The sequence below is a fragment of the uncultured Rhodococcus sp. genome (genome assembly GCF_963525155.1).
In the GTDB taxonomy this organism is placed as follows: domain Bacteria; phylum Actinomycetota; class Actinomycetes; order Mycobacteriales; family Mycobacteriaceae; genus Rhodococcus_F; species Rhodococcus_F qingshengii.
The window spans coordinates 1-7,249 of the sequence record NZ_CAURKP010000226.1; the positions used below are offsets into that span (position 1 = coordinate 1).

The 7,249-nt window shown below is 62.6% G+C and carries 7 protein-coding genes and 1 pseudogene; 4 read left to right on the plus strand and 4 right to left on the minus strand.

Translation table 11 applies throughout. The annotated features are described in order from the left end of the window. The 4 genes from RWT78_RS26425 to RWT78_RS26440 all read left to right on the plus strand — a co-directional run. Positions 1-881: ACP S-malonyltransferase (locus RWT78_RS26425; protein WP_314681978.1), on the plus strand; the 881-nt coding region annotated here is incomplete at its 5' end. Between the two features lie 84 nt (positions 882-965). After that, positions 966-1,241 carry a meromycolate extension acyl carrier protein AcpM gene (acpM, locus tag RWT78_RS26430; RefSeq protein ID WP_003941649.1) on the plus strand — a complete coding sequence of 92 codons (276 nt, stop codon included), beginning with the start codon at positions 966-968 and terminating at the stop codon, positions 1,239-1,241. A 7-nt stretch (positions 1,242-1,248) separates the two neighbouring features. Beyond that, positions 1,249-2,499: a KasA/KasB family beta-ketoacyl-ACP synthase gene (locus RWT78_RS26435; protein ID WP_003941591.1), complete on the plus strand. Its 1,251-nt coding sequence runs from the start codon at positions 1,249-1,251 to the stop codon at positions 2,497-2,499. A 108-nt stretch (positions 2,500-2,607) separates the two neighbouring features. Next, positions 2,608-4,041, plus strand: coding sequence for an acyl-CoA carboxylase subunit beta (locus tag RWT78_RS26440; protein WP_003941597.1), 1,434 nt, complete (start codon positions 2,608-2,610; stop codon positions 4,039-4,041). A gap of 110 nt (positions 4,042-4,151) precedes the next feature. Here the strand turns inward: RWT78_RS26440 and RWT78_RS26445 are convergent, their stop codons facing one another. From RWT78_RS26445 to RWT78_RS26460, 4 genes and pseudogenes are all read right to left on the minus strand, one after another. Beyond that, a complete protein-coding gene (locus tag RWT78_RS26445) occupies positions 4,152-4,661 on the minus strand; it encodes a DUF3145 domain-containing protein (protein WP_003941617.1) in 510 nt (169 codons plus the stop codon). 128 nt (positions 4,662-4,789) lie between these two features. Next, positions 4,790-5,629, minus strand: a complete 840-nt coding sequence (locus RWT78_RS26450; RefSeq protein ID WP_007735479.1) for a serine hydrolase — start codon at positions 5,627-5,629, stop codon at positions 4,790-4,792. A gap of 36 nt (positions 5,630-5,665) precedes the next feature. Further along, complete coding sequence (locus tag RWT78_RS26455) at positions 5,666-6,793, minus strand: NDMA-dependent alcohol dehydrogenase (protein WP_054826084.1); 1,128 nt, start codon at positions 6,791-6,793, stop codon at positions 5,666-5,668. 307 nt (positions 6,794-7,100) lie between these two features. Further along, positions 7,101-7,249 (minus strand): annotated as a pseudogene (locus RWT78_RS26460) (HNH endonuclease); the annotation flags it as partial.

The window sequence follows — 7,249 nt, forward strand, 5'->3', positions numbered from 1 at the left end:
GCTCTCAGACACCCGGCATGCTCAGCCCCTGGCTGGCACTGCCCGGAGCACAAGACCGCCTCGAAGTGTGGTCGAAGGCAGCCGGCCTGGACCTCGTCCGACTCGGCACGACCGCGACTGCCGAAGAAATCACCGACACCTCGGTAACCCAGCCCCTCGTCGTTGCCGCTGCTCTGCTGGCATACGAGGAAATCGAATCACGTGGGCTCCTCGGCGCCGACGTCATCGCTGCCGGCCATTCGGTGGGTGAACTTGCCGCTGCTGCGGTCGCCGGTGTTATCTCCGCTGACGACGCGGTCGCGCTTGCCGCCCTCCGTGGCGCCGAGATGGCCAAGGCTTGTGCGCTCGAGCCCACGGGCATGTCAGCCGTTCTCGGTGGAGACGAAGCCGAAGTGCTCGCACGAATCGAAGAACTCGGGCTGGAAGCAGCCAACCGCAATGCGGCCGGCCAGATCGTGGCGGCCGGACTGCTCACCGCGCTCGAAGAACTCGCAGCAAACGCACCCGAAAAGGCCCGAGTCCGCGCACTACCCGTCGCCGGAGCTTTCCACACCCGCTTCATGGCGCCTGCGCAGGACGCCGTCGCAGCTGCTGCCGCCAAGATCACCCCTTCCGATCCGACGCGCACGCTGCTTTCCAACTCGGATGGCGCACCCGTCTCCTCGGGCGCCGACGCCCTCACCAAGCTTGCCGCGCAGGTAACCCGCCCCGTTCGTTGGGACCTCTGCTCCGCGTCGTTGCGGACAGCAGAAGTCAGCGCGATCGTGGAACTCCCGCCGGCCGGAACCCTCGTCGGAATTGCCAAGCGTGAAATGCGTGGCACACCGACGGTGGCCCTCAAGAACCCGGAGGATATCTCCGCACTGTCCGAGCTGACCTAGCTCGGACGCCCACCCGGCCGATCAGCCCGAACGGCGGCCGGACGTTTCACCCCACCTCAATCGATCAAGAAGGGAGCCACACCAGTGGCCCACACTCAGGAAGAAATCATCGCGGAACTCGGCCAGATCGTGGAGGAGGTCACCGGTATCGAGCCTTCCGAGGTCACCGTTGACAAGTCCTTCGTGGACGACCTCGATATCGACTCCCTGTCCATGGTCGAGATCGCCGTTCAGACCGAAGACAAGTACGGCGTGAAGGTCCCCGACGAGGATCTTGCAGGTCTGCGCACCGTCGGCGACATCGTCGCGTACATCCAGAAGCTCGAAGCCGAAGGCGCCGAAGCCAAGAACGCAGAGTGAGCCGACCGTGACTTCCGCTTCTACCCGCAAAGGGAAATTCCCCGACATCGTCGTCACGAGCCTCGCGACGTCGACCTCGGTGGCTGGTGATGTGGATGGCACGTGGAAGGCGCTCCTCGCCGGCGAAAGCGGCATCGGAATCCTCGATGACCCGTTCATCGACGAGTTCGACCTTCCCATTCGCATCGGCGGGCACCTGAAGGTTTCACCGGACGAGGGCTTGTCCCGCGTCGAAATTCGACGGATGAGCTGGGTGGAACGCCTTGCCCTCACGTTGAGTCGCACGGTCTGGAGCAACGCCGGCAGCCCTGAAGTCGATCAGGACCGCCTGGCCGTTGTCATCGGCACCGGACTCGGCGGCGGCGACACGCTCATCGACGCCGTCGACAAGCTCCGTGGCGGCGGATACCGCAAGGTGTCCCCGTTCTCGGTGCAGATGGTCATGCCCAACGGACCGGCCGCAACGGTCGGACTCGAACTCGGGGCCCGCGGTGGCGTCATCACTCCGGTGTCGGCATGTTCATCAGGTTCCGAGGCAATTGCTCACGCTCACCGCATGCTTGTCATGGGTGACGCGGACATGGTTGTGGCTGGTGGAGTCGAGAGCTTCATCGACGCCGTTCCGATCGCGAGCTTCGCCATGATGCGTGCGATGAGCACCAACAACGACAATCCGGCCGCAGCTTCACGTCCTTTCGACAAGGACCGCGACGGATTTGTCTTCGGCGAAGCCGGCGCCCTGATGATCCTCGAAACCGAGGAGCACGCAAAGGCACGCGGGGCGACGATTCACGCCCGCCTGCTTGGTTCCGGAATCACTTCGGACGGGTACCACATCGTGGCACCGCATCCGGAAGGCCTGGGCGCGGCGCGAGCCATGACCCGAGCAATCGAGATGGCCGGACTGACGAAGTCCGACATCAAGCACATCAACGCCCACGCCACTGCGACGCCGATCGGTGACATCGCAGAGGCAAAGGCAATCAACGCAGCGGTCGGCAATCACGCTGCGGTGTACGGCCCGAAATCCGCGCTGGGACACTCGATCGGCGCTGTCGGCGCCCTCGAATCAGTCCTCACGGTTCTGGCAGTGCGTGACGGGATCATCCCGCCCACGCTCAATGTTGACAGCCAGGATCCAGAAATCGATCTCGATGTCGTCAAGGGTGAACCCCGAACCGGCTCTTTCGATTTCGCACTGAACAACTCGTTCGGTTTCGGTGGGCACAATGTCGCGCTCGCCTTCGGTCGGGCCTAGCCCGAACCGCGGTTTGCACCTGTCCGCGGGTGTCGTTGCAACACAACGTCACCCGCGGACAACACCGACCTTTCGTTCCACCCAAGGCTCGTACTGAAGGAGGACGCGATGACCATCCTGGCCCCCGTGACAAAGTCCGAATCATCGACAGACCCGCGCGATCCTCTTGCGCGCCTGGAAAATCTGTTCGACCCCGGCACAACAGTGCCGCTCCACGCCCGTGACAAGTCCGGTGTGCTCGCCGCGTCCGGAAACATCGACGGCGTCCGCACCATCGCATACTGCTCCGACGCCACTGTCATGGGTGGCGCCATGGGCGTCGACGGTTGCAAACACCTCGTCAAAGCCATCGATACCGCCATCGAGGAAGAGTCCCCCATCGTGGGCCTCTGGCACTCCGGTGGCGCGCGTCTGGCTGAAGGCGTCGAAGCACTCCACGCCGTCGGACTGGTCTTCGAGGCCATGGTCCGCGCGTCGGGTCTCATACCTCAAATTTCCGTCGTGCTCGGCTTTGCCGCTGGCGGAGCCGCGTATGGTCCAGCCCTCACCGATGTCGTGATCATGGCGCCGGAAGGCCGAGTGTTCGTCACCGGGCCAGACGTAGTTCGTAGTGTCACCGGCGAACAGGTCGACATGGTGTCACTCGGCGGTCCGGACACACACACCAAGAAGTCGGGTGTCGCGCACATCGCCGCACACGACGAGGCCGACGCATTGCACCGCGCACGCCGCCTGGTTTCGATGATGTGCGAGCAGGGCGAATTCGATCAGCGGGCAGCGGAACTCGGCGACAGCGATCTGCGCGCCATGATGCCTGCCTCCGCGAAACGTGCATACGACGTTCGTCCGATCGTTCACGAAATGCTCGACAACGTCGAAGGCGAGTCGAGTTTCGAAGAACTGCAAGGCAATTACGCTCGGAGCATCGTCACCGGTTTCGGCCGGATGGCCGGACGCACCGTTGGCGTCATCGCGAACAACCCACTGCGACTCGGGGGGTGCCTGAACTCCGAAAGTGCAGAGAAGGCCGCTCGATTCGTGCGACTGTGCAACGCATTCGGCGTACCGCTCGTAGTCGTCGTGGATGTTCCGGGCTACCTGCCGGGCGTGTCGATGGAGTGGGAAGGCGTTGTCCGCCGCGGAGCGAAGCTGCTTCACGCCTTCGCCGAGGCGACTGTCCCCCGCGTCACCGTCGTCACTCGAAAGATCTACGGCGGCGCATACATCGCGATGAACTCGCGAGCACTGGGAGCCACGGCCGTATTCGCTTGGCCCAACTCCGAAGTAGCCGTGATGGGTGCGAAGGCTGCTGTCGGCATCCTGCACAAGCGAGCTCTCGCTGCAGCGCCGGACGACGAGCGTGAAGCATTGCACGACCGTCTTGCTGCCGAACACGAGGCGATCGCAGGCGGCGTCGACCGCGCTGTCGAAATCGGCGTCGTCGACGAGGAAATCGACCCGGCGAAGACTCGCAGCATCGTCACTGCTGCGCTCGCGTCTGCGCCGTCTGTCCGCGCGCGGCACAAGAACATTCCGCTCTGACATCCCTGGACAGCAAGGTGGGCCTCGCCGATACGGCGGGGCCCACCTTTGTCATTCAAGTCTTAGTCGTTCAAGCCGCGAGAGCACTCAAGGTTCAGGATGGACCTCGGTCAGCTGACACGCCTTCGCAGCCATGTCACTTCGGCACCTTCGCCTGAACTCCGGAAGGGTTCGAGTTCCTCGTCCCACGGTGCGCCTATCGCCCGATCGATCTCCGCGGCGATGTCTCCACCGGAATTCATGATGGACCGCAGTTTCATCTCCCCTACGACGACATCACCGTTCGCACTGGTGGATCCGCGCCACAGGCCCAGACCTGGCACATGGCTGTACCGTTCGCCGTCGACGCCGTGACTCGGGTCCTCGGTGACCTCGAACCGCAACATCGGCCACGCGCGTAGCGAGTCGACCAGGCGGGCACAGGTTCCGACGGGACCCGTCCAGTCCGTCGTCGCACGCAGAAGCCCGTCGTAGGCAGGCTGTGAGGTCCATCTGAGCTTGGCAGGGCTGTCCAACGTGGCGGACAAAGCCCAATCCACGTGCGGGCACAGCGCCGCGGGCGACGAGTGGATGTAAACCACACCAGTCGTCACGTCCGCGAATTGATTCATTTCGCGCACTCGAGCCTCCTGCTTCGACGAGGGACGTCTTCCCCAACGACCTCTGTCGAGTTCGTGCAGCACGCTCGATTGAACAGTGTGCCTTGTGTTACCCGTGTTGCGCCAGTGGAAGGAGAGAAATTTGTGCTCTACCGCGAAACTTCACCGACCACGCCATCCGACAATTCGGTCCACAAAGGCTTGGCCCAATCACCGAAATCGCGATCGGTAAGCACGACGCACGCAGTATCGATCGTGGGATCGACCCACAGGAACGTCCCGGACTGGCCGAAATGACCGAAGGTAGCGGCCGAGTTCTCGAGACCCGTCCAATGCGGACGCTTGTCGCCCCGAATTTCGAATCCGAGCCCCCAGTCGTTGGGGCGCTGAGAGCCGTAGCCCGGAAGAATTCCGTTGAGCCCCGGGAACTGCACAGTTGTCGCCTCTGCGAACGTCTGCGCCGAGACCAGAGTCGGCGAGAGCAGTTCAGCCGCGAACTTGGCCAAGTCGTCTGCCGATGCCTGCGCACCGTGACCGGCCGGACCGACAAGAGCCGCGCTGGTCATCGCCAATGGCGCGAACACCGCCTCGGCCAGATAGTCGGCAAATTCGATCTCGGTCTCCCGGGAAACCAACTCGGCAAGCACCTCGAACCCCGCACTCGAGTAGATCCGCTTCGACGCCACCGGCGCCTGAACAACACGTTCGGCGAATGCCAATCCCGAAGCATGTGCGAGGAGATGACGAACGGTCGACCCCTCCGGCCCGGCCGGCCCATCCAACTCGACCGCCCCCTCCTCCACTGCCACGAGAATCGCGTAGGCGCACAACAGTTTTGTCACCGAAGCCAGGGGGAAAACATGCGCCTGGTCGCCACTGAAACCACGAATGCGGTCGCCCTCACCGGGATTCTTCCCGGAGAGGACGACCGCTGCCGCATTGTCGACCGGCCACTGCTGGATTACGTCGAGACTGTGAGTACTGGGCACCCGATCAGACTACTGGCACAAGAGTTGCGCTTCCGATCACCAGTCAGCTTCGGTGTAGCGGATGACGCCGCGGATGTTCTTGCCATCCAACATGTCCTGGTAGCCGTCGTTCACGCCTTCGAGCGTGTATGTCCGAGTCACCATGTCGTCGAGGTTCAGCTTGCCTGCCTTGTACATCGCGAGGAGGTTCGGCACGTCCTGGCGAGCGTTGCCACCGCCGAAAATGTTGCCCTGAAGGTCCTTCTGAAGCATCGACATCAGGAACAGGTTCAGCTTCACATCCATGTCCGTCAGGTGCCCCATTGCGGTGACGACACAACGGCCGGCCTTTGCCGTCAGAATCATCGCTTCTTCGACGTACTCACCCCTCATTTCGCCGACGGTGATGATCGTCTTCTGTGCCATGCGGCCATACGTAGCGTCGATGATCGGCTGAATGGCAGCGGCAGCGCTTTCGAAAGCGTGCGTTGCGCCGAACTTCAGAGCCTGCTCACGCTTCCACGGCACGGGGTCGATGGCAAAGATGTACCGGGCGCCCGATGCAACTGCACCCTGTAGCGCACTGATACCGACGCCGCCGACACCCATGATCACAACGTCTTCGCCGGGCTTCACATCGGCGATGTGGGTTGCCGATCCCCAACCGGTCGGAACGCCGCAACCGACGAGTGCGGCAACCTCGAACGGAATGTCCTTGTCGATCTTCACCACTGACGACTGGTTCACGACCATGTAGGGCGAGAACGTCCCTAGCAGGCACATCGGGATCACGTTTTCGCCGCGAGCCTGGATCCGGTACGTGCCGTCGCTGATGGCTTGGCCGCTGAGGAGGCCCATCCCGAGGTCACAAAGATTCTGATGTCCGGCCGAACACGCCGGACAGGTTCCACAAGCCGGAATGAAGGACAGAACGACGTGGTCGCCGACCTCCAGACCCTTGACCTCCGGGCCGAGCTTGGTGATGACGCCCGAACCCTCGTGCCCACCCATGACGGGGAACGACGGCATCGGGGTCGCGCCGGTGACGATGTGGTGATCGGAGTGGCACATTCCGGCCGCTTCCATGCGAATCTGAACTTCGCCGGCTACCGGCTCACCGATCTCGATCTCCTCGACGGACCACTTTTCATTGAGGCCCCACAGGATTGCACCCTTGGTCTTCACGTCACTTCACCCTTTCATTCGCACACCCGCATCTATCTCTGTGACCATAGCCACAAATCTGCGAAATTGGAACGTGTTCTAACGAAAGATTTTGCACTGCAGGTCAGACGTCCAAATGACCTGGCACAACCGGCGCGGCAACGACGGAATAATGACCCACTGAGTGGGACAGGCCACACGGGCACCCGAAAGTAGAGCCGCCCCGAAAGCACGCAACCATTCGACTCCACCTCCCACCAATCGGTCGGACACAGAGCAGCGGGTCTGAAACAGGCCTGGCCGTGTTCTGTTGTGCCTGAGGTTCTTCTCAGGTTTTGAAGGTGGTGTTCGCCGGCCTGGGTTGCTGTCCGGGGTCGATCGAGGGTGGTGGGATGAACCACGGTTTGTTGTCGACACCGATGCGGATTTCCCATTTCCCGACGAACCCGGATTTGCGGTGCATCAGCCGGTGATGTG

What these genes read in the sequence shown, in the direction of transcription:
- RWT78_RS26440 (WP_003941597.1), top strand. Translation starts at nt 2,608, where the DNA reads ATGACCATCCTGGCCCCCGTGACAAAGTCCGAATCATCGACAGACCCG.